This is a genomic window from Rhizobium sp. R634 (genome assembly GCF_002211305.1).
Lineage (GTDB): Bacteria > Pseudomonadota > Alphaproteobacteria > Rhizobiales > Rhizobiaceae > Rhizobium.
Window position 1 is genome coordinate 214,369 of the sequence record NZ_LOKW01000027.1, and the last position, 20,406, is coordinate 234,774.

Annotated in this window: 18 protein-coding genes; 14 read left to right on the top strand and 4 right to left on the bottom strand. The window is 62.8% G+C overall.

Annotated elements, in window-relative coordinates; genetic code table 11:
• Positions 1-9 precede the first annotated feature (9 nt).
• From ATY77_RS28510 to ATY77_RS28550, 10 genes are all read left to right on the top strand, one after another.
• Positions 10-825: a 3-methyl-2-oxobutanoate hydroxymethyltransferase gene (locus tag ATY77_RS28510; RefSeq protein WP_190237708.1), complete on the top strand. Its 816-nt coding sequence runs from the start codon at positions 10-12 to the stop codon at positions 823-825.
• 79 nt (positions 826-904) lie between these two features.
• On the top strand, positions 905-1,852 hold the full coding sequence (locus ATY77_RS28515) for a hypothetical protein (RefSeq protein WP_190237709.1): 948 nt from the start codon (positions 905-907) through the stop codon (positions 1,850-1,852).
• A gap of 69 nt (positions 1,853-1,921) precedes the next feature.
• Positions 1,922-2,893, top strand: a complete 972-nt coding sequence (gene nadA / locus ATY77_RS28520; protein ID WP_088689845.1) for a quinolinate synthase NadA — start codon at positions 1,922-1,924, stop codon at positions 2,891-2,893.
• A complete protein-coding gene (locus ATY77_RS28525; protein WP_088689846.1) occupies positions 2,890-4,431 on the top strand; it encodes an L-aspartate oxidase in 1,542 nt (513 codons plus the stop codon). Before nadA ends, ATY77_RS28525 begins: the two co-directional genes overlap by 4 nt.
• Before the next feature lies 1 nt (position 4,432).
• Positions 4,433-5,332, top strand: a complete 900-nt coding sequence (gene nadC / locus ATY77_RS28530; protein ID WP_088689847.1) for a carboxylating nicotinate-nucleotide diphosphorylase — start codon at positions 4,433-4,435, stop codon at positions 5,330-5,332.
• 281 nt (positions 5,333-5,613) lie between these two features.
• A complete protein-coding gene (locus ATY77_RS28535; protein ID WP_088674981.1) occupies positions 5,614-7,566 on the top strand; it encodes a BTAD domain-containing putative transcriptional regulator in 1,953 nt (650 codons plus the stop codon).
• Between the two features lie 106 nt (positions 7,567-7,672).
• A complete protein-coding gene (locus ATY77_RS33015; RefSeq protein ID WP_190233637.1) occupies positions 7,673-7,816 on the top strand; it encodes a hypothetical protein in 144 nt (47 codons plus the stop codon).
• Positions 7,817-7,828: 12 nt separating this feature from the next.
• Complete coding sequence (locus ATY77_RS28540) at positions 7,829-9,091, top strand: YcaO-like family protein (protein WP_088689848.1); 1,263 nt, start codon at positions 7,829-7,831, stop codon at positions 9,089-9,091.
• Positions 9,088-9,834, top strand: a complete 747-nt coding sequence (locus ATY77_RS28545) for a TfuA-like protein (RefSeq protein ID WP_088689849.1) — start codon at positions 9,088-9,090, stop codon at positions 9,832-9,834. The genes ATY77_RS28540 and ATY77_RS28545 overlap by 4 nt, the downstream gene beginning before the upstream one ends.
• Before the next feature lie 66 nt (positions 9,835-9,900).
• Positions 9,901-10,167, top strand: a complete 267-nt coding sequence (locus ATY77_RS28550) for a hypothetical protein (protein WP_088674978.1) — start codon at positions 9,901-9,903, stop codon at positions 10,165-10,167.
• A 104-nt stretch (positions 10,168-10,271) separates the two neighbouring features.
• Here the strand turns inward: ATY77_RS28550 and ATY77_RS28555 are convergent, their stop codons facing one another.
• The 3 genes from ATY77_RS28555 to ATY77_RS28565 all read right to left on the bottom strand — a co-directional run bounded on the left by ATY77_RS28555 (position 10,272) and on the right by ATY77_RS28565 (position 12,818).
• Positions 10,272-10,676: a helix-turn-helix transcriptional regulator gene (locus ATY77_RS28555; protein WP_088689850.1), complete on the bottom strand. Its 405-nt coding sequence runs from the start codon at positions 10,674-10,676 to the stop codon at positions 10,272-10,274.
• Between the two features lie 444 nt (positions 10,677-11,120).
• Positions 11,121-11,957 (bottom strand): amidohydrolase, encoded by an 837-nt coding sequence (locus ATY77_RS28560; RefSeq protein WP_088689851.1) that lies wholly within the window; start codon positions 11,955-11,957, stop codon positions 11,121-11,123.
• A gap of 75 nt (positions 11,958-12,032) precedes the next feature.
• Complete coding sequence (locus tag ATY77_RS28565) at positions 12,033-12,818, bottom strand: IclR family transcriptional regulator (RefSeq protein ID WP_088689852.1); 786 nt, start codon at positions 12,816-12,818, stop codon at positions 12,033-12,035.
• A gap of 303 nt (positions 12,819-13,121) precedes the next feature.
• Here ATY77_RS28565 and ATY77_RS28570 point away from each other — a divergent pair, with 303 nt between their 5' ends.
• From ATY77_RS28570 to ATY77_RS33020, 4 genes are all read left to right on the top strand, one after another.
• On the top strand, positions 13,122-13,856 hold the full coding sequence (locus ATY77_RS28570) for an SDR family oxidoreductase (protein WP_088689853.1): 735 nt from the start codon (positions 13,122-13,124) through the stop codon (positions 13,854-13,856).
• Between the two features lie 79 nt (positions 13,857-13,935).
• Complete coding sequence (locus ATY77_RS28575; protein WP_088674973.1) at positions 13,936-15,213, top strand: L-fuconate dehydratase; 1,278 nt, start codon at positions 13,936-13,938, stop codon at positions 15,211-15,213.
• 243 nt (positions 15,214-15,456) lie between these two features.
• On the top strand, positions 15,457-18,036 hold the full coding sequence (locus ATY77_RS28580; protein ID WP_088689854.1) for a caspase family protein: 2,580 nt from the start codon (positions 15,457-15,459) through the stop codon (positions 18,034-18,036).
• Positions 18,037-18,061: 25 nt separating this feature from the next.
• Positions 18,062-18,712: a tail fiber domain-containing protein gene (locus ATY77_RS33020; protein ID WP_190237710.1), complete on the top strand. Its 651-nt coding sequence runs from the start codon at positions 18,062-18,064 to the stop codon at positions 18,710-18,712.
• Between the two features lie 75 nt (positions 18,713-18,787).
• On the opposite strand, the gene ATY77_RS28595 is transcribed toward ATY77_RS33020, so the two are convergent.
• A complete protein-coding gene (locus ATY77_RS28595) occupies positions 18,788-20,392 on the bottom strand; it encodes a hypothetical protein (protein ID WP_088689855.1) in 1,605 nt (534 codons plus the stop codon).
• Between the last annotated feature and the right edge of the window lie 14 nt (positions 20,393-20,406).

Consider the following 20,406-nt stretch of genomic DNA (forward strand, 5'->3'; position numbering starts at 1 on the left):
AAGGAATTGATGATGAAGAAACACAAGCGCGCGACGGTCGCCGACCTGCTGGCGGAAAAAGGCAAGCGCCAGCTCACCATGCTGCGCGTCACCTCGCTGGAGGAGGCGGAGGCCGCCGAAAAGGCCGGGATCGATATCGTTTCCGTGCCGCCTTCGCTGCTCGGCCCGGTCTTCCGCGAGATCGCGCCCACGCCCTTTGCCATTCCCGGGCTCGAATATGGCGACCATGTCTCGGCGGAGGATTACCTGCGCGCCGCCTTCGCCGCGCTGAAGGCCGGTGGCGACGCCGTCTATTGCGCCGCAAGCCTGCAGACCATCCGGCGCATGCGCGATGAAGGCATTCCCGTCTGCGGCCATCTCGGCCTGATCCCTTCGAAAGCGACCTGGACCGGCGGTTTCCGCGCCGTCGGCAAGACGGCGGCGAGCGCCGCAGAGATCTGGCGACAGACCAAGGCGCTGGAAGAAGCCGGCGCGTTTGCCGCCGAAATCGAAGTCGTGCCGGGAGAGGTCGCCGCCGCCATCAGCAGCAACACCTCGATGCTGATGATCTCCATGGGCGCCGGCAGCGGCTGTGATGCCCAATATCTCTTCGCCGACGACGTGCTCGGCGCCAATCGCGGCCATTATCCGCGCCATGCCAAGGTCTATCGCGACTTCGCGGCCGAAAACGACCGGCTGCAGCGCGAGCGCATCACCGCCTTTGCCGAGTTCGCCGACGATGTCAGATCCAGCGCCTATCCGGAAAAACGCCATCTCGTCGGCATCGAAGAAGCCGAGCTGAAGATTTTTCTGGATCGGCTGGCGGGCGAGATCGGCAATCACTGAAAGCTTGACTGCTTGCTCCGCGCTTCCCCTCGCCCCGCTGGGGAAAGGGGAAGCCCGCCATTGGCTTCCGCCTTCGCCTATGTCAGGAATGATCCGTTCGACCCATTCGGAACGGAGTATTCGGTCCCCTGTGACGATAGGCTTTGCGCATGCGGAATTGATTGCGGTGCTCGTCGCGGTGACGGGGGATGAGCCGCGCGTCATGACCATCCGTTCCGGCAATGCGCTGCCGTCAGGCCCCTTCGAAATGGGCCATCGCACGCTGCAATCGGGCCTGCGCGAATGGGTGCAGGAGCAGACGGAGCACCCGGTCGGCTATCTCGAACAGCTCTACACCTTCGCCGACCGCGATCGGAACAACGACATTCCAGGCGGGCGCACGATCTCGATCAGCTATCTCGGCCTCGTCAACGAGCAGTCCGGCGCCGGCCGGCCGGGATGGCACGGCTGGTATGAATATTTCCCCTGGGAGGATCATCGGCAAGGCCGGCCGGCCGTGTTCGACGAGATCGTGACACGCCTGCGGAACTGGGCCGATGCCGATCCCGCGCGGCGCGACCATCGTCATCGCCGCGCGGATTTCACCTTCGGCCTCGACGGCGGCGGCTGGAACGAGGATCTGGCGCTGCAGCGCTATGAACTGCTTTACGAAGCGGGGCTGGTCGCCGAGGCCGGATGCGCCGCCGAAGCCAATCTCGGCCGGGCGATGTTCGCCGACCACCGCCGCATTCTGGCGACCGGCATCGCAAGGCTGCGCGCCAAAATCAAATATCGCCCGGTCGTCTTCGAGCTGATGCCCGACAGTTTCACGCTGCTCAGGCTGCAACGCACCATCGAAGCGCTCGCCGGGTTGACGCTGCACAAGCAGAATTTCCGCCGCCTGATCGAACAGCAGGAACTGGTCGAGGAAACCGGCGGGACGGAAAGCGAAACCGGCGGCCGGCCGGCCAAGCTCTTCCGCTTCCGCCATACGGTGCTTGAAGAACGCGCGCTCGCCGGAACGAAATTACCGCTCTCCCGCAATTGACATATGCTCAACATGAGAATATGTCTTTGCCTATAATATGCTCAAGCCGAGCATAATTAGGAGCCGGTCATGAATCACGCTGTTTCCGCATCCTCGCTCTACGAACGCGTCAGCCGCGTCATCCCCAAAGCCGAATGGATGATGTTCGAAAATGACGTCGACGCGATCCTCGATCTCAAGCGCCGCCGCAATGCCGTCATTCTCGCCCATAACTACCAGACGCCGGAAATCTTCCACGGGGTGGCCGATATCGTCGGCGACAGCCTGGCGCTCGCCCGCAAGGCGATCGAGGTCGATGCCGACGTCATCGTGCTGGCCGGCGTGCATTTCATGGCCGAGACCGCCAAGCTTCTGAACCCCGAGAAAACGGTGCTGATCCCGGATCTCGGCGCCGGCTGTTCGCTGGCGGACTCGATCACGCCTGAGGACATCGCGCTGCTGCGCCAGGCCCATCCCGGCGTCCCGGTCATCACCTATGTCAACACCTCGGCTGCGGTGAAGGCCGCCTCCGACATCTGCTGCACCTCGGGCAATGCCAAGCAGGTGGTGGAATCGCTCGGCGTGCCGAAGGTGCTGATGATCCCCGACGAATATCTGGCGCGCAACATCGCCCGCGAGACCGATGTCGAGATCATCGCCTGGCACGGCCATTGCGAAGTGCATGAACTTTTCACCGCCGAAGACGTCCGCCAGCTGCGTGAAAATCATCCCGGCGTGACAGTGCTCGCTCATCCGGAGTGCCCGCCTGATGTGGTGGCTGAAGCCGATTTCGCCGGCTCGACCGCCGTGATGTCGGATTATGTCGGCACGCAGAAGCCGGCGCGGGTCGTGCTCCTCACCGAATGCTCGATGAGCGATAATGTCGCCGTGCATCACCCCAACGTAGAGTTCATCCGCCCCTGCAATCTCTGCCCGCATATGAAGCGGATCACGCTTGCCAATATCCGTGCGGCGCTCGAAGAAAACCGTCATGAAGTGACCGTCGACCCGGCGATTGCCGTGGCCGCACGCCGCGCCGTCGAGAGGATGCTCGCGATATGATCGAGCTTCTCGACCATCTTGCCGGACGCACGGTGATCGTCGGCAGCGGCCTTGCAGGGCTGGTGACCGCGCTGACGCTGGCGCCGGAGCCCTGCGTGATCGTGACCCGCGCCGCTCTTGGCGTGGAAACGTCGAGCGCCTGGGCGCAGGGCGGCATTGCCGCCGCCATGGGCGCCGACGATAGCGCCGAGCTGCACCTTGCCGATACGCTTGCCGCCGGCGACGGCCTCTGTGATCCAGCGGTCGCCGCCGGCATTTGCGCCGAGGCGCCGGCCGCGATCGCGGCGCTCCAACGGGCCGGCGTGCGCTTCGACAGAAATGCCGTGGGCGAGCTTTCGCTCGGGCTCGAAGCCGCGCATTGCCGTCGCCGTATCGTCCATGCCGAAGGCGACGGCTCTGGCGCGGCAATTATCGCTGCACTGGTGCGGGCGGTGATGCAGACGCCTTCGATCACCGTGCTCGAAGGCTTCGAGGCGCGACGGATCCTGATGGACGGCGGACATGTGGCGGGCCTGCATTGCGCGACCACCCATGGCGCCGCCATCCTTCCGACGTCCAAAGTGGTGCTCGCCACCGGCGGCATCGGCGGGCTCTATGATGCGACCACCAATCCGATGGGCAATTTCGGCCAAGGGATCGCGCTCGCGGCAAGGGCGGGCGCTGTTCTCGCCGATATGGAATTCGTGCAGTTCCATCCGACCGCGCTCGATTCACGCCGCCGGCCGTTGGCGCTCGTCAGCGAGGCGGTGCGCGGGGAGGGGGCTTTGCTCCTGAACGAAAAGGGCGAGCGCTTCATGGCCCGTATCCCGGGCGCAGAACTTGCGCCCCGCGACGTGGTGGCACGCGCCATCAGCGCCGAAATCGCCCGTGGCGGCCGGGTCTTCCTCGATGCCCGCAATGCGCTCGGCCGCCGGTTCGCGGCACGCTTTCCTGTGATCGCAGCCCTCTGCGGCGAGGCCGGCATCGACCCGGCAACGGACCTCATTCCGGTGCGGCCGGCCGTTCACTATCACATGGGCGGCATTGCCACGGATGCGAATGGGCGCAGCTCGGTGCCCGGTCTCTGGGTGGCGGGGGAGGCGGCCTCGACAGGGCTGCACGGCGCCAACCGGCTCGCCAGCAATTCGCTGCTGGAGGCAGCCGTGATGGGCATTCGGGCAGCAGGCGATCTGTCCCACGCACCGGCAAATGGTGCCGGCTCCATCACCGCCGCAAAACTGCCGGCGGCCGCCGATGCCTCGCTCGTCCGGCCGATTGTCTCGCGCCATCTCGGCGTGCTGCGCAACGCCGGCGCCGTGAATGGAGCGATCGCCGCATTGCTGCCGCTTGCCGAAAGCACCGGCCCCGCCACCGATCCTGCCATCGTGGCGTTGCTGATCGCCGTTTTTGCCAGCTTGCGAACGGAATCGCGCGGCGCCCACGCCCGTACCGATTTTCCGCTGAAGCATGCCGATGCAAGGCGACGTCAGATGCGCCTGTCGGACGCGCTGGAGATCGCACGCGCGACACCGCCCTATTCGCTTGCAAGGAGTGCCTGAGATGAGCCTCGTTCCCCTTTCGCGCCTGATCGTCGAACCGTTGGTCCGGGCAGCGCTGCTTGAAGATCTTGGTCTTGCCGGCGACATCACCTCGGCATCGGTCATTCCGGCGGATCATCGCTCGACAGTTGTTATGGCCGCCCGCCAGCCCGGCGTGATCGCCGGCCTCGATGCGGCCGAACTCGCCTTTTCCCTCGTCGATCCCGAAATCACCACGCTCCGCCATCTCCAAGACGGCGATGCGGTCAAGCCTGGCGACGTAATCGCCACCATCGAAGGCCCGTCGCGCGGCCTCCTCACCGCCGAGCGTACCGCGCTGAATTTCCTTGGCCATCTCTCGGGGATTGCAACCGTCACGGCCGAGATTGCCGCCGCCATCGGCGGCACCAAGGCTTCCGTCGCCTGCACGCGCAAGACGACACCGGGGCTAAGGGCGTTGGAAAAATATGCGGTGCGGGCCGGCGGCGGCATGAACCACCGTTTCGCGCTCTACGACGCGGTGCTGATCAAGGATAACCACGTCGCGATCGCCGGCGGCATTGCCGAGGCGATACGCCGGGCGCGGACCGGCGTCGGCCATATGGTGAAGATCGAGGTCGAGGTGGATACGCTTGCTCAATTGCGTGAAGCGATGGAGATCGGCGTCGACGCCGTTCTGCTCGACAATATGACGCCGGACCATCTGCGCGAAGCCGTCGCCATCGTCGCCGGCCGGGCAATCACAGAAGCATCCGGCCGTGTCACGCCGGCAACGGCAGCGGCAATCGCGGCATCCGGCGTCGACCTCATTTCCGTCGGCTGGCTGACACACAGCGCGCCGGTGCTCGATATCGGGCTTGATTTCGTCGAGGCCGCAACCGCGACGGAAGCAGCCGCAAAACGGATCGCCCGGGCCCTATGATCGCTGGGCGTGCCGCTGGCCTTCGATCCGCGCAAACTCTAGTAGCCGGCTTCGAAGAACGGTGACAGTTCAAATAATGTACCGAAATGAGACGCCGAGGCGGTCTCGCATCAAGTGTCCGTAAGCATTTTCCTCCACAGATGGTGCGAGAAGATGCAATTATTCGACGAAAATTCTTCTTTTTATAGCAAAGCCGCTATGCGCGGCGCCCTTATCGCTCTAACATGCTACCCACTGGCCGGCGCTTCTGCGCGCCTTGGGCTTCAGGGGTGAGAACCGAAATGCAAGAGACATCCGCAGAGGTGTCGACGAACAGGCTCTGCCTGCTCGGAAGACCGCGATTGATAGCGGCGGGGAGAGAGCTCCCCTTGCCGGAGAAATCCTATTTTCTTCTCGCCATGCTCGCTGCCGAATCCAATCTGGAACTCGACCGCGAAACGATCAGGCGCCAGCTCTGGCAATCCGAACTGCCGGAAAAACGGGCAGGCAGCCTGCGCCAGCTGCTGGCGCGCATCGAGCAGAGCATTCCCGCCGACCTTCCCCCGCTGCTCGCCGCGACAAGGACCCATATCGGCCTTGCCGACGGCTGGGAGATCGACGTTCGCATCCTGAAGCAGAAAGGGCCGCTTGCCCCCGAAGACAGCAGCATCCTCAACGGCGAATTGCTGGAAGGCGCGAAATCGCCGACGCAAGGCGCCGAGGACTGGCTGACCTTCGAGCGCCAGCGTATCGACGAATTGCGCTCGACCCATCTCACCCGGCTGGTCGAAACCGCCGAAGACAGGTCGGATGAAGAGCAGGTCGCGCTTGCCAGGCGCCTGCTGGAACTCGACCCGGCCAGCGAAACGGCCTATCGCGCCTTGATGCGCCTTTATGTCGGGATGAACGATCCGGCCGCGGCGCGTCAGGCCTATCTGAAATGCAAGAGCCAGCTGAAGGACGAGTTCGACACCGAGCCGGAGGAAAGCACCACGGCGCTCGCCCGCGAACTCGGCCTGATCCCGGCAGCACAAGCCGCAGCGCCCGAGCGTCCGTCCGCGCCAGGCATGTTCGCCGATATGCTCGGCCAGCCGCGCATCATCATCCTGCCGCCGGAAAGCATCTTTACCGATCCGCTGATGGAGCGCGTCGGCAGGGCGCTTCTCGAAGACGTAACCATCGGCCTCAGCCAGCAGCGCGGCTTCAAGGTCATCGCGGCGCATACCAGCCTCGAGATCCTCAGCCGCTCGGTCGATCCGGCGCGCGCCGTGCCCGGCCCGCTCGACCTCAGCTTCGACTATGCGGTCTACGTCACCATCCAGGGCCGCGACGAGGATGTCTATGCGACCTGCCGTCTGACGCGGACGACGACGTCGGAGGTGATCTGGGCGCTGGAACTGCCGCTGGTGATGCAGAAGATCAGCGAATCCTTCGCGCATCTGACGCGGCGGATCGTCTCCTCGCTCGCCGACACGATCGAGCGCCACGAACTGGCGATGCCGATCGGCGATGCGCCGGCCTCCGCCTATCGTCTCTACCTGGAAGGCAAGCGGCTGATCGCCAAGACCGACCTGCAACACCTGCGCCAGGCCCGCAAATGGTTCAAATCCTCGCTCAACCGTTATGAGCATTTCTCGGCTGCCCATGCCGGCGTATCACGTGCGCTCGGCATGGAATGGCTGATCCGCGGCATGCAGGATACCGACCTTCTCGACGAGGCGAACGGGGCTGCCCGGCTGGCGCAGCAGTCCGACCCGAACAGCGGCCGGGCCTATCGCGAACTCGGCTTCGTGGCGCTTTACCGCCGCCGTTTCGACGAGAGCCTGGAATATTTCCAGCAGGCCCAGGATCTCAATCCGAACGATGCGGATATCCTTGCGGATTATGCCGATGCTCTGTGCCACAATGGTGATTTCGACAAGGCGCTGGAGTTGAACCAAGCCGCCTTCAGGCTCAATCCCCTGCCGCCGGACTATTATTATTGGAATCTCGGCGGCATTCATTTCGACCGTGAAGATTACAAGAAGACGATCGAGGCGCTCGAGCCTGTGAACTCCAAACAGGCGACCGCTCGCCTGCTCGCCGCCGCTCATGCGATGGCAGGCGATATGAAGAAAGCCGGGAACTACGCCAGGGTCGTCCTTGAGAATTTCCCGGATTTCCGCAGCGAGGATATCCGCCACTTCGTCCCGGATCGCGATCCCCGTTATACGGAAGCACTGATTCACGGCCTGCAGCTCGCCGGTCTCCCCTGATTGCGTCGCCTTTTAACGAAGCCTGTAACGCTTAAATGACGCGGGCAATGTTTCCCTCCGACCGCTAACGACAGCAACACGCTGTCCGAACAATCGGAGATCGAACATGAAGACGAATGCTGAAACCACCCAAGTTCAGGCTCAGTCGCTGCGTTTCTCTGCAGCCGCCAGGGCGGCCATGAAACAGGACGAGCTCAACGTTTCCGCCAATGCCCTCGAAAACCTGACGCATGCTCTGAAATTCCGCTAAGGACGAGATTGCATGTCCGCTTTCGCCGATCTTGAGACGCTTGCCGGTGACCTCAAACGATCATCGGCCGGCGTCAGCGAATATCACGACCGCGCAGTCACGCCGGCCCAGACGCTGGCTGCGATCAGGCCGTATCTGCGTGAATTCGGCATCACGCGCGTCGGCCTTCTGACCGCGCTCGATGTCCTGAACATTCCGGTCGCGTTCGCGACGCGGCCGAACAGCCATACGCTCTCGGTCTTCCAGGGCAAGGGCATCGATAACGAGGCCGCCATGGCCTCGGCTGCCATGGAGGCGATCGAGACGCGGATCGCGGAAATACCGCCCGCCGATCTGACGCAGGCGACGGTCGAGAGCATGCGGGCGGAGCGCGCCGCCATGATCGATCTCGACAATGTCGCGCGCTGCGCCCCCGACGAGATCGGCAAAAGCCCCATTCCCTGGTGCTCCGGCCTCGATATCCTGTCCGGCAGCACCGTTTTCGTGCCCTGGTGGCTCGTCGGCCTCGACCATCGCGGGGAGAGGCCGCCGGGCTTCGAGCAGTCGAGCGACGGTCTTGCCTCCGGCAATACGCCATCCGAAGCGGTCCTTCATGGGCTTTGCGAACTGGTCGAACGCGATGCCTGGGCGCTGACCCAGCTGAAATCGCCGGAACGCCTGAAGGAAAGCCGCATCGACCCCGCCTCCTTCGGCGACACCGTCATTGACATCATGACCGACCGGATCGCCCGCGCCGGCATGCGGCTGCTGCTGCTCGACATGACCACGGACATCGGCGTTCCCGCGTTTCTCGCCGTCATCATGCCCGGCAATCTTTCGGATCGTGTCGATGCACGCTGGTCGCATGTCTGCGGCGGCTGCGGCTGCCATCCCGATCCCGTGCGCGCTGCGCTGCGCGCCATCACCGAGGCGGCGCAGAGCCGGCTGACCGCGATCGCCGGCAGCCGCGACGACTTCTCGCCGCGCATCTATCAGCGGCTCGACCAAAGTGCGGCGATGCAGCAGGTGGTCGAGCTTTGCGAGGGCGGCGGCCGGATGCGCGCGTTCCAGCCGCGTCATCGCCGGCAGGCGACGATTCAGGAGAACATCGACCATATTGCGAGCCGGCTGGCGGCGACCGGGATCGAGCAGATCGTCGTCGTGCCGTTTGCCCACCAGACCTTGCCGGTCTCCGTCGTCAGGGTGATCGTACCGGGTCTGGAGGTCGATATATCGGGCCAGTACATCCAGCTTGGCATGCGCGCGGTCAACACCATGAGGGGAGCCCAATCATGAAGGTGCTGTTCGTCGGTCCGAGCCTCGGAAGCGATCTCGCCGCGGCAAGGGCGGCATCTTCCTGCATCGACTTCCGGCCGCCGGCCGCCTGCGGCGACATCCTGAAGGCCGTCGAGGACGGCGCCACCGCAATCGGCCTCGTTGACGGCTATTTCGGTGATCTGCCGTCGGTCTGGCACAAGGAAATCCTCTACGCACTCGAACAGAATGTCGCCGTGGCCGGCGGTGCCAGCATGGGCGCACTGCGGGCGGCCGAATGCGCTCCGTTCGGCATGGTCGGGATCGGCTCGATCTTCGAGGATTACGAGACCGGCCGCTTGCTCGACGACGAGGCCGTGGCCCTCGTACATGCGCCGCAGGAGCTCGGCTGGCTGCCGCTTTCCGTGCCTTGGGTCGATTTCGAGCCGACGATCGACGCGCTTTACGCCAGCGGCGAGATAACACCCGGCGAACGCAAGAAACTGCTGCTTGCCGGCCGCTTCCTGCATTTTTCCGAGCGCACTTATGCGAAGGCCGTCGATGAATGCCATTTCGCCCGCAAGCCGCGCCGCGATCACATCCTCGCCGCTATCCGCAACAACCGCGTCGAACGCAAACGCAACGATGCCCGGCTGGTGTTGGAATGGCTGCGCCGCGACGAATTCCTTCCCGTCAACCGTGACTGGCGCTTTGCCGCGACTTCCCACTGGGAGCTCTTGCATGCCGAAGTCACACGGAATGTGACTCCTGTAACGCTAGAATAACGGTCGCGGCAGAAAGATGTACTGGCGATGGAATCGTAGGGTTTCACGACCAACGAGGCGGGAACGATGTTTGAACAACATACCGAGGGTACAGGCAGCGAATACGCGAGGATCTTCCGGCTGCTGTCGGCAGCCAAGGAGGAGGCTGAAAAACTTCAGCTGCGTAATCTGATGCACCTGACGAACATGGCGCTGCTGCAGGTCGTCATCGATTGGGACGGCATCGATCCCGACAGGGAACTTGACGTCAATCTCGAGAAGCTGCTCGGCAGCAAGGCCAAGATCGCAATGAAGGATGCCAGCGAGAATCTGATCCTGATCGATCGCCATTAAACCCGATCAATGCACATTGATCCGATCGATGGAAATTCATCGATCAACGGCAATTGATCCCGATTGATTCTCAAGCGGTCCGTTGAGGTCGCGTGAAAGGCAGATTATTCGGCCGCGTCACCTTCCAACTGTTCGGTATTGGCGATCGCCTGGACGAGCTTGAGGATCTTCTTGCGAAGAGCTTCGTTCTTGATCGAGAAAAACGCCGCGTTGAGAAGCACGCCTTCGCGCGAGATAATGAATTCCTCGCTGGGAGCCGGATTATCGTTGGCTGTATCAGGAGCGGACAGATCGTCGAAGAACGTTCTGACATCGACCTTCAGAGCGCCGGCGATTTCGACCAGCATGCTGGCGGAAACACGGTTGGAGCCCTTTTCGTATTTCTGGATCTGTTGGAACGTGACGCCCACACGTTCGCCCAGTTCCGTCTGGGAAACCTTCCTCAGCAGACGCTGTATACGGATCGTCTTTCCGACGTGAACATCCACTGCATGCGGTTCTTCTTTCATTTCTTTTCCCTCCTGAGGACAGTGGACATGAGGTTATTCGTCATATCCCTGCCTGACAACTTTTACCCGAGATGAATAAAGCTCGCAATTGCTTGGTTGTAGGTCGTCCCAAACCGAAACAACGGCGCGCTTCATTCTATCATCAGCAAAAAACATGCCAAAGTAGCACTTTTGTGGGATACGTCATTTTGAGGATCTAAGGTAAAAGTGCGTAGAGGTGCTACGCGAAAACCAAGCGATAGAGCACTTCCGTGATTCGAGGAAAAAGCGGAACGCTTTCATTCCTCACCCTTGGAAACTACAGACATACGCAACGATTTCTCCAGCAACGCGCGAAGCGTTGCCGGAAACTGCGTAAATGGAAGATTAAAGCGCGTCACGCAAAAGTGTGTGCGGTTGTGCTATAACGATACGCGGCGACCAATCCGACGAGCGCGACCTGTTTCAAAGCGCCCAGAGGCGCTGGGCGTTGGCGAAAAGCAGCTTGGAACGCTCCGCCTCGCTGCTGAGGGAGAGCACCGCATGGGTCGCAGCCACCCATGTGGAAAGACCGCCGCCGAGCGTGCAGACCGGCCAGTCGCTGCCCCAAACGACACGATCCCAGCCGAAACTTGCGATGACATGCTCGATATAGGGCCTCAGCGTCTGCGCCGCCCATGTCTCGGCATCGGCATAGGCGACGACGCCGGACACCTTGCAGACGACGTTCGGCCGACGGGCAATCTCGGATATGCCGGCCTTCCAGGGTTCAAAGGCATCCGAGCGGATATCGGGCACGCCGCAATGATCGAGCACGAACTGCACATCGGGCGCAAGATCGATCAGCGCGGTCACGCGGCCCGCCTGATGCGGCAACGTGCAGAGATCGAAGGTCAGGCCGCTGCCGCCGATGCGCCGGATGTTTTCACGGAAGAGGGCGCCTTCGGAGACATCGTCAGGGACGACATGCAGCACGCGGCGAAACCCCTTGACGAAGGGATCGGCCTTTTGCCGTTCGAGATAGGCGGCAAAGTCCTTCTCTTCCGGCCGGCAGGCGACGATGGCGCCGGCAATCAGGCTGCCCTCGCGCGCCGCGATGCTCCTGACATGATCGGTCTCGGCCTGCATGGCGGCAGGATCGACATCGACCTCCATGTGCAGCACTTTGGTGATGCCGCAGCGCCGGGCCTCGGTCGCATAGGTCTCATAGAGGAAATCGTGGTCGAGAGCGGGCACATTTGAGAGCCACGGATAGGGCAGCGCCGACCGGTCGATGATGTGCAGATGGGTATCGATGAGCACGCTCTTCTCCTCCAGGAGTGTGTTGCGGCAACCTATCCCCGGTGAATGGATTGTTCAAATAAAAATTCCGGCCCCTCAGGCAAGGTTGGCGACGTCGGCGCCCGCAAGCAGCGAAAGCTGGGCTGAAGTCTTCTGCACCAGCGCGATCGTCTGGCTGATATCGGGTGCCGAAGGCGCATTCACGAGCGCGATGAAAGGGCAGGTGAGGGCGGCGATGCAGCGCCGGTCCGGCCCGAGAACCGGTGCGGAGAGATTATAGACGCCAGCGGTCTGGGCGCTCGCCATCATCTCGTAGCCGCGCTCGCGGATCTGGTCGAGACGGTCGTAGAATTCGGCGCCGAGCTCGATGTCGGCGCGGCTGCGCACATGTTCCGAAATCATCATCTCCCGCTCCTCGTCACTGCGGAAGGCGAGCAGCACATGGCCCGAGCCGGTGTCGAACAGGCTGATATGGGCGCCGATGCGGATCGAGAATCCCCAGTAATCAGGCGCCTCCTGCTGGGCGATGACGACGGCAGCGCCGCGATCGAAGACGGCGAGATGATTGGCCTGGCGCGTGCGCTGGGCGAGTTCGCGCATCAGCGGCGTGGCATAGGAGGCGAGCCGGCGCACCGGCGCGTGCAGCTGGGCGAGGCCGAACAGTTTCAGCGTCAGTGAATAGCGATCGCCGTCGAGCCGGGTAACGTAGCCGCGGCGCACCAGGCGGTCGAGCATGCGGTAGAATTCATTCGGGCTGCGATCGAGCCGCTTGGCGATCTCCGCCTGGGTGAGGCCGCTGTCGACACCGGCGAGCAGCTCCAATATATCGAGGCCCTTGTCGAGGGCAGGAGCGCGGTAGCGGTCGGACTCGTCGGTCTCCATTCCTTCCTCCTGTGAATATTGCTCTGCATATACGCAGAACCGCGGCCGGAAAAGGAAAACTTCGCACTTGACCCTGGGGCCATCGTCTGTTTGTCTATAAACAGACAAATCATGGCTGAAGACAAGCCGCCACCCGAACGCAAGATGGCATGCTGCGCGCAGCTTGCCAGAACCCGGTCGAAGCGCGCAAAGAAAGCGAACGATAGACGGTGACCGCGAGCTGTTCCATCATGGCCAAGCCTTCACCGGAGACACAGCCGCATCCATCGTCGAGCGTAGACACATCAAGAAAAGGCCCGTGACATGACAGACAGACTTTCTGGCAAGACCGTTCTCATCACCGCCGCCGGCCAGGGCATCGGCCGGGCGACGGCGGCAGCCTTTGCCGCGGCCGGCGCCAAGGTCCACGCGACTGATATCAATACCGATGCGCTTGCCACCCTCGCGGCGGAAACCGGCGTTTCCACGCATAAGCTGAACGTGCTCGACGCGGATGCGGTCAAAGCCCTCGTCGCCGAAATCGGCGCCGTCGACGTGCTGTTCAACTGCGCCGGCTTCGTCCATGCGGGCTCGATCCTCGAAATGCCGGATTCCGATCTCGAATTCGCCTTCGATCTCAACGTCAAGGCCATGATCCGCACCATCCGCGCGGTACTGCCGGGCATGCTGGAGCGCAAGGACGGGGCGATCATCAACATGGCTTCCGTCGCCTCCAGCATCAAGGGCGTGCCGAACCGCTTCGCCTATGGCGTCACCAAAGCGGCGGTCATCGGGCTCACCAAGGCTGTGGCGGCCGATTACGTTGCGGAAGGAATCCGCTGCAACGCCATCTGCCCCGGCACGGTGGAAAGCCCGTCGCTGCAGGATCGCATGCGCGCGCAGGGCGATTACGACACAGCGCGCGCCGCCTTTATCGCGCGCCAGCCGATGGGCCGGCTCGGCTCGCCGGAGGAGATCGCCGATCTCGCCGTCTATCTCGCCGGCGCGACCTATACTTCAGGTCAGGCGATCGCCATCGACGGCGGCTGGACGATCTGACCCCGCGCGACGGTGCGGCCGGCACACCGCCGGGCGCACCGGCTGCTCATGAAATCGGGCCCATCACGGAGGAAACACTATGACCCGCATCACCGATCTCCGCGTCTTCGACCTCCGCTTTCCCACCTCGCAAAGCCTCGACGGCTCCGATGCGATGAACCCCGATCCCGATTATTCGGCAGCCTACGTCATTCTCGATACGGATGCGCCCGATCTTGCCGGCCACGGCCTGACCTTCACCATCGGCCGCGGCAACGACATCTGCTGCATGGCGATCGAAGCGATGCGCCACCTGGTCGTCGGCACCGACCTGGCCGAGGTTCTCGCCCATCCCGGCAAATTCTGGCGCCATCTGACGAGCGACAGCCAATTGCGCTGGATCGGCCCGGAAAAGGGCGCCATTCATCTCGCGACCGGCGCTGTCGTCAATGCCGTCTGGGATCTGCTCGCCAAGCAGGCCGGCAAGCCCGTCTGGCGGCTCGTCGCCGAAATGTCGCCGGAAGAGATCGCCGATATCGTCGACTACCGCTATCTCACGGACGTGCTGACGCGCGATGAAGCGATCGCCATTCTGAAGAAAGCGGAAGCCGGCAAGGCGGAGCGCATCGCCGTCCTCGAAAAGGAGGGTTACGCCTGCTATACGACCTCGGCCGGCTGGCTGGGCTATGAAGACGAGAAGCTGCGCCGCCTTTGCCGGGAGGCGATCGACGCCGGCTTCAACCATATCAAGATGAAGGTCGGCCGCGACCTCGACGACGATATCCGCCGCCTCAGGATCGCCCGCGAGGTGATCGGTCCGGATCGTTACCTGATGATCGACGCCAACCAAGTCTGGGATGTCGGGCAGGCGATCGACTGGGTCAAGGCGCTTTCATCGGCCAAGCCGTTCTTCATCGAAGAGCCGACCAGCCCCGATGATGTCGCCGGCCATCGCAAGATCCGCCAGGCGATTGCGCCGGTGAAGGTCGCGACCGGCGAAATGTGCCAGAACCGCATCATGTTCAAGCAGTTCATCGCCGAGGGCGCGATCGATATCGTACAGATCGATTCCTGCCGCATGGGCGGACTGAACGAGGTTCTCTCCGTGCTGCTGATCGCCGCGAAGTTCGGCCTGCCGGTCTGGCCGCATGCCGGCGGCGTCGGCCTCTGCGAATATGTTCAGCACCTGTCGATGATCGATTACATCGCCGTATCGGGCACCAAGGACGGCCGCGTCATCGAATATGTCGATCATCTCCACGAACATTTCGTCGATCCCTGCCGCATCGAAAACGCCGCCTATATGCCGCCCACGCTGCCGGGCTTCTCCATCGAGATGAAACCGGCCTCGATCAGCAACTATACGTTTCGCGGATAGGAAACTTCATCGAGACTGACGTATCCGCCGCCGGCCGCATGTTCATTTTCTGAGTTTCCATAGTCTTTCCCGCCGGCGACAGGCCTCCAAATTGATGGGTCTGCTCCAATTCTCTTGGAGACGGCGAAGCTTGCTTTTTTTAGCAGTCAGGAATATTTTCAAACTGTGAATGCGCAGGGGGCCGGCGTCAGCAGGCCAGCAAATTTTATTGAACAGAAACAATAGAATGTTTGCGATCGCGCCATGCCGAAGTTTCACGACGTCAAGAGACTGTGCGCTTATCTGCTGACGGCTGCGGCAATACTGCTGTCAGTTGGCATCGCGCATGGCGCCGTCACCGAGGAGAGCGGCCGGCGCGTCGCCCTCGTGATCGGCAACTCAGTCTATAGGACGCTGCCCTCGCTTCCGAATCCCGCCAATGATGTCGAAGAGGTCGCCAATACGCTGCGCGCGGCCGGTTTCGACGTGACGATCGGCGTCAATGTCGACCGTATCGGGCTCGAAGACACGGTGCGCCGCTTCCTGCGCTCGACCAGCAATGCCGAGGCCGGCCTCATCTACTATTCGGGCCACGGCATCCAGGTGGGCGGGCAGAATTTCATCGTGCCGATCGATGCCACCCTGGAGACACCCTATGACGTCGAGACGCAGACCATGCCGCTCGACCTCATTCTGAACCACCTCAAGCAGAATTCGCGGGTGCAGCTGATCTTCCTCGATGCCTGCCGCAACAATCCGTTCAACGCGCAGAAATTCTGGATGGCCGAAAAGCTGGAACCGGTCGGCGCCACACGCGGTCTTGCGCGCATCGACAGCGATCTCGGCAGCCTCATCGCCTTTTCGACCGAACCGGGACAGGTGGCGCTCGACGGCGAGGGCGCGCTCAGCCCCTATTCCGAATCCTTCATCAAGCGCGCCAGCGAGCCCAACAAGGAAATCCGTCAGGTGCTGACCGATGTGCGCCGCGATGTCATCGCCATGACCAACGGCAAGCAGGTGCCCTGGGAAAACTCCTCCTTGATGGACAGCTTCTATTTCATTCCGGCGCCGCCGCCGCCGAGCGTCGAGACGATGCAGCAGGCGAGCGTGCCGGAGGGCGCCGCCGCCACGCAGCTGATGATCGCGCCGCCGCATGACGAGACCGGCTCGGCACTGCTCGTCACGATCAACCAGCTTCCCCAAACCGGCAAGCTCAGCTTCGACGGCAAGCCGGTCGAGCAGGGCGCGAAGCTTCCCGCCGCGGCGCTGACGGCACTGACCTATGATTCATCAGGCGTCGCCGCCGGCACCGTCGGCCTGATCGGTTATACCGTTAGCGACCCTTACGGCCAGGCGACGCAGGGTGTGGTGGCAATCACCGTCTCGGCCGATGCCGGCGCCAAGCTCGCACAGCTCGAACAGGAGAAGCAGACACGGCTTGCCGATGCCGGCGCCTATCTGAAAGAACTGCCGCGTGACATCGATACGACGATCGGCGTCGGTCCCGTCAAGGCGAACCTGCCTGAAGTGCCGGCCTCGGCCGCGGAAATGACCTTCAAGGTCGCAGCCCTTCCCGACAAAGGCACGCTGCGCGCCGGAGACCGGGTGATCGGGCTCGGCCATGTGCTTGAGGCAGCGGATGTTCCGGCGCTTTCCTACGAGCCGCAGATCGGCACGGAAAACCAGACCTTCGCCGTGACGCTGCAGGCCGCCAACGACAACCTGCCGCCCGCGACCGTCACCTTCAAGCCGGCACTCGACGCCTGCGATAGCGCAGCCGCAGCGCCGCTCGACCTGCAAGGCGTCACCGCGGGCAAACTGCCGAACGAGATCGATCCAAGCGTGGCCGTACCTGCCTGCACGGAGGCGATGAAGACCTATCCCGAGGTCGCGCGCTTCGTCTATCAGCTCGGCCGCGCCCAGCTCGCCAACCGCGAGACGAAGATGGCCTTTTCAACGATCAAGAAGGCGATGGATGCCGGGCATGTCAGGGCGATTTCGGAACTCTCTGCGCTCTATCTGGTCGGCGGATCCGTTCAGGCGAGCCTCGACAAATCGAGCCAGATGGCGGCCATGGGCGCAAAGAAGGGTGACCCCTACGCGCTCTACGCCTATGGCAAAAATCTCTTTTATGGCCGTGGTGTGAAAGCCAACACCCAGGAAGGCCTGAAGCTTATGCTCCAGGCAGCCGACCTCGGCCACACCTATGCAATGAACGAACTTGGCTACATCTTCTCGAACGGCGTCAATGTCTCATCGGACATGGAACGCGGCATCCGCTTTTATGAGTCAGGCCTCAAGAGAGACGACATCTATTCGATGAACAGCCTCGGGATGATTTATCGCGCCGGCAAAGGCGTGCCGCAGGACCTTAAGAAGGCGCTGGAGCTTTTCAAAAAGGCAGCAGACGGCGGCCAGCCTTATGCCCCGCGGAACATCGGCCTTATGTACAGAGACGGGCTAGGGGTGCCTAAAGACGAGGCTGCAGCCCTCTCCTGGCTGGAAATGGGCGCCGAGCGCGGCGATTATTGGAGCGCGTTCGAGCGGGCCAAGATAGCCAAGGCCGACGGCTCGGATGCGGAAAGCTTAGCGACAGCGGCCCACTATTTCGCTCTTGCAAGCGCACTCAACAGGCCGGGAACCGGCGATCCCAAAAAGCAGGCGGAGAGAGAGCTCGCATCCTTGGCGGACTCTGCCAAAAAGAAGGCCGCAGAGGCGTTTTCGACGGAATTGACTGCACAGGAACTGAAGGCTCTGCCGAAGACGCAGTCACTCAACGAGAGGCTGACGCTTCTTGCGAAGGCGACGTGGGCAAAGCGAAATCCGCGATATGATCTTTTCTAAAACGGTGATCCCGGGGGCGCCTAACATGACCAGCAAAGTCTTCATCCGTGTACTGCTCTGCTCGACCTTCATCGCCGGCTCCGGCATCATATTGCAGGGCTGCGTCTTTGACCCCGGCGGCAAGACCCTCTTCGCCGATCAGGAGCAGGCGCAGCCGGCGCACAACAAGACTCCGACCGCGAAAAAGGTCGCCGCAAAAAGCCACGACCGGGAGTCGACTTTTGCTCGTTCGGACAGGAGTTCCGGCGGCTCAAGCAGTTCGTCCGGGATGGGCGGCGGCAATTCCGGCGGCAATGACGGCGGCGATACCGGTGGCGGCGATCCCGGTTGGTCCGACCGGCGTCTGAAGACGGATATTCGTCGCGTCGGCGCTTCTCCTGCCGGCATTCCGATCTATGCATTCCGCTACATCTGGGGCGGCCCGCTCTTTGTCGGCACAATGGCGCAGGATCTTTTACTGATCAGGCCGGATGTCGTGTCTCGAGGTGCAACCGGATATTACGCTGTGGACTACGCCAAGCTCGATATCAGAATGATTTCGATACCGGATGAGCTTTCCCTGGCTTCACCAGCGGCAGGCGCTGCAGTCGCGGCGCTTTCGCTCGACGCTGCAAAGACGCAGCCTTCGATCGGACTTCCGGATTTCGTCCCGCAAGATGTTCAGCTGGCAATCTGATCGAGAGATCCCGTACTGGGCGTAGCGCTTACTGCGCCTGACCTTAAGACCAGCGCATCGAAGCCGCCCGGTCGTTCAACCGTCTAACCCCCTGAAGCGTACCGGCTGGTAGCCGCGCATCAGAAGATTGCCGAGCGAATAGGTGTTGCGGCAGACGCGGCCCTTGCAGGCGTTCGGCGAGGCTTCCATCACTTCCACCTTCTTGTCGTCGGTGAAGCGCATGAACAGCAGGACATGCGAGCCAGGCTTGTTCAGCGCGTCGCCCGGCCGCAGAGACCAGGGGTCGGAGAGGCGCTTGGTAATCCCCGGAATGGCGCGGGTCGATACATGCATCTTCAGCCCCCAGGCGTCGCTGACGAAGCCGGAGCAATCGACGCCGAGGATGTTGGTTTGCGGCGCGCTCTTGGTGCAGACATTGCCGGCGGTCTGGCCTTTTTCCACGCCGCTCACGAAAGCCTCGAGCGGCGTCTTGCAGCCCCAGCAGTAAGGGACGCCTTTCACGGTCTGGCCGCGTTTGCCGATCAGGTAGATCGGGCGGCGCAGCCGGTTCATGTTGGCGCAGCCCGGCCCGGGATCCCGGCCGTAGGCGGCCGGCGTCACCAACCAGTTCAGCGTTTCGAAGCCGATGGCGCGCTCGATGACGTCGCCCCGCGATTTCGGCACGATCGCCACCTTCTGCGTCTTGCCGGGCTTGCCGGTATTCAGCGGTTTGGCGGGCCTGGCGACGGCGAGCTTGCGGCCGGGATCGCGGCCGTCAAGCCTCAGCACCTGCGCCCGGCTTTCCTGCGAACGAAGAAAGAGCACGTCGCCGCGCGGGCCGATCGCGACGAAACGCCGTGAAAACACTGTGCCGGGTTCGATCGGCAGGTCGTAGATCCGGTCCATCACCCCGTTCGGCGTAAAGCGCACCACCAGCATGCCGGTGCGTTCCGGCCGGTCGGCGGGCACGAGTTCGACCAGCGCATAGGGCCTGCCCGTCGTATCGATGTCGAGAAGCTCGACCGTGCCGATCCGCCCTTCGGAGGCGAGCTGCAGCGAGAGGAAATTCTCCTCCGAGCTGCTGCGCCGAAGCAGGATTTCCGCCTTGTCGTTTGCAGCCGAGACCTCCGCGACGATATCACCGAGCCCACGGCTCGGCACATATTGAATAATCGGCGGCCGGGCCTCGGGCCGGCTGGTGCTGCGGCCGATCTCGTCGATAATGCTGTTCAAAGGGCCTGGCGGCACCGAGCCCATCGAGGCGAAGACCGAGCGCGTATAGTCGTCGGCATCGCCGCCGTCGACGGCGCGCAGTGTCTGCGACCGGCCGTCGGCAGTGGTGGAGCGCTGAAGCGGCACGACGCCATCCGACCAGAGGTAGAGTTCGTTATGGACGACGGCGAGATCCTCCGGCGCGGCATTCTCCGGCAGCGGCAGGATCTCGGGATCGGCCTGCGAGCGCTCGGCATGGATGGCGAGCACGCGGCCATTGTTCTGATCGAGGATATAGATCGTGCCATCGTCGCCAACGGTGATCGCCGCCGGCCCGGATGCCTCCACTTCCTCGCTGGCGGAAATGATGCCGACCGAGCGGGCGCCATCGCCGCTGCGAAGCTCGATCATCACAGTGTCTTTGGCAAAACCTGGCGAGGCGACCGCGAGTGCTGCGGCAAGCAGAATATGCGACCCGAAACTACGCATTGCCTCGACCCCCG

Bases quoted from the DNA above. Each gene is read 5' to 3' on its own strand.
- ATY77_RS28575 (WP_088674973.1), top strand. From the start codon at position 13,936: ATGACCCGCATCACCGATCTCCGCGTCTTCGACCTCCGCTTTCCCACC.
- ATY77_RS28540 (WP_088689848.1), top strand. From the start codon at position 7,829: ATGTCCGCTTTCGCCGATCTTGAGACGCTTGCCGGTGACCTCAAACGA.
- ATY77_RS28515 (WP_190237709.1), top strand. From the start codon at position 905: ATGTCAGGAATGATCCGTTCGACCCATTCGGAACGGAGTATTCGGTCC.
- ATY77_RS28550 (WP_088674978.1), top strand. From the start codon at position 9,901: ATGTTTGAACAACATACCGAGGGTACAGGCAGCGAATACGCGAGGATC.
- ATY77_RS28525 (WP_088689846.1), top strand. From the start codon at position 2,890: ATGATCGAGCTTCTCGACCATCTTGCCGGACGCACGGTGATCGTCGGC.
- ATY77_RS28595 (WP_088689855.1), bottom strand. From the start codon at position 20,392: ATGCGTAGTTTCGGGTCGCATATTCTGCTTGCCGCAGCACTCGCGGTC.
- nadA (WP_088689845.1), top strand. From the start codon at position 1,922: ATGAATCACGCTGTTTCCGCATCCTCGCTCTACGAACGCGTCAGCCGC.
- ATY77_RS28580 (WP_088689854.1), top strand. From the start codon at position 15,457: ATGCCGAAGTTTCACGACGTCAAGAGACTGTGCGCTTATCTGCTGACG.
- ATY77_RS33020 (WP_190237710.1), top strand. From the start codon at position 18,062: ATGACCAGCAAAGTCTTCATCCGTGTACTGCTCTGCTCGACCTTCATC.
- ATY77_RS33015 (WP_190233637.1), top strand. From the start codon at position 7,673: ATGAAGACGAATGCTGAAACCACCCAAGTTCAGGCTCAGTCGCTGCGT.
- ATY77_RS28510 (WP_190237708.1), top strand. From the start codon at position 10: ATGATGAAGAAACACAAGCGCGCGACGGTCGCCGACCTGCTGGCGGAA.
- nadC (WP_088689847.1), top strand. From the start codon at position 4,433: ATGAGCCTCGTTCCCCTTTCGCGCCTGATCGTCGAACCGTTGGTCCGG.
- ATY77_RS28565 (WP_088689852.1), bottom strand. From the start codon at position 12,818: ATGGAGACCGACGAGTCCGACCGCTACCGCGCTCCTGCCCTCGACAAG.
- ATY77_RS28545 (WP_088689849.1), top strand. From the start codon at position 9,088: ATGAAGGTGCTGTTCGTCGGTCCGAGCCTCGGAAGCGATCTCGCCGCG.
- ATY77_RS28570 (WP_088689853.1), top strand. From the start codon at position 13,122: ATGACAGACAGACTTTCTGGCAAGACCGTTCTCATCACCGCCGCCGGC.
- ATY77_RS28535 (WP_088674981.1), top strand. From the start codon at position 5,614: ATGCAAGAGACATCCGCAGAGGTGTCGACGAACAGGCTCTGCCTGCTC.
- ATY77_RS28555 (WP_088689850.1), bottom strand. From the start codon at position 10,676: ATGAAAGAAGAACCGCATGCAGTGGATGTTCACGTCGGAAAGACGATC.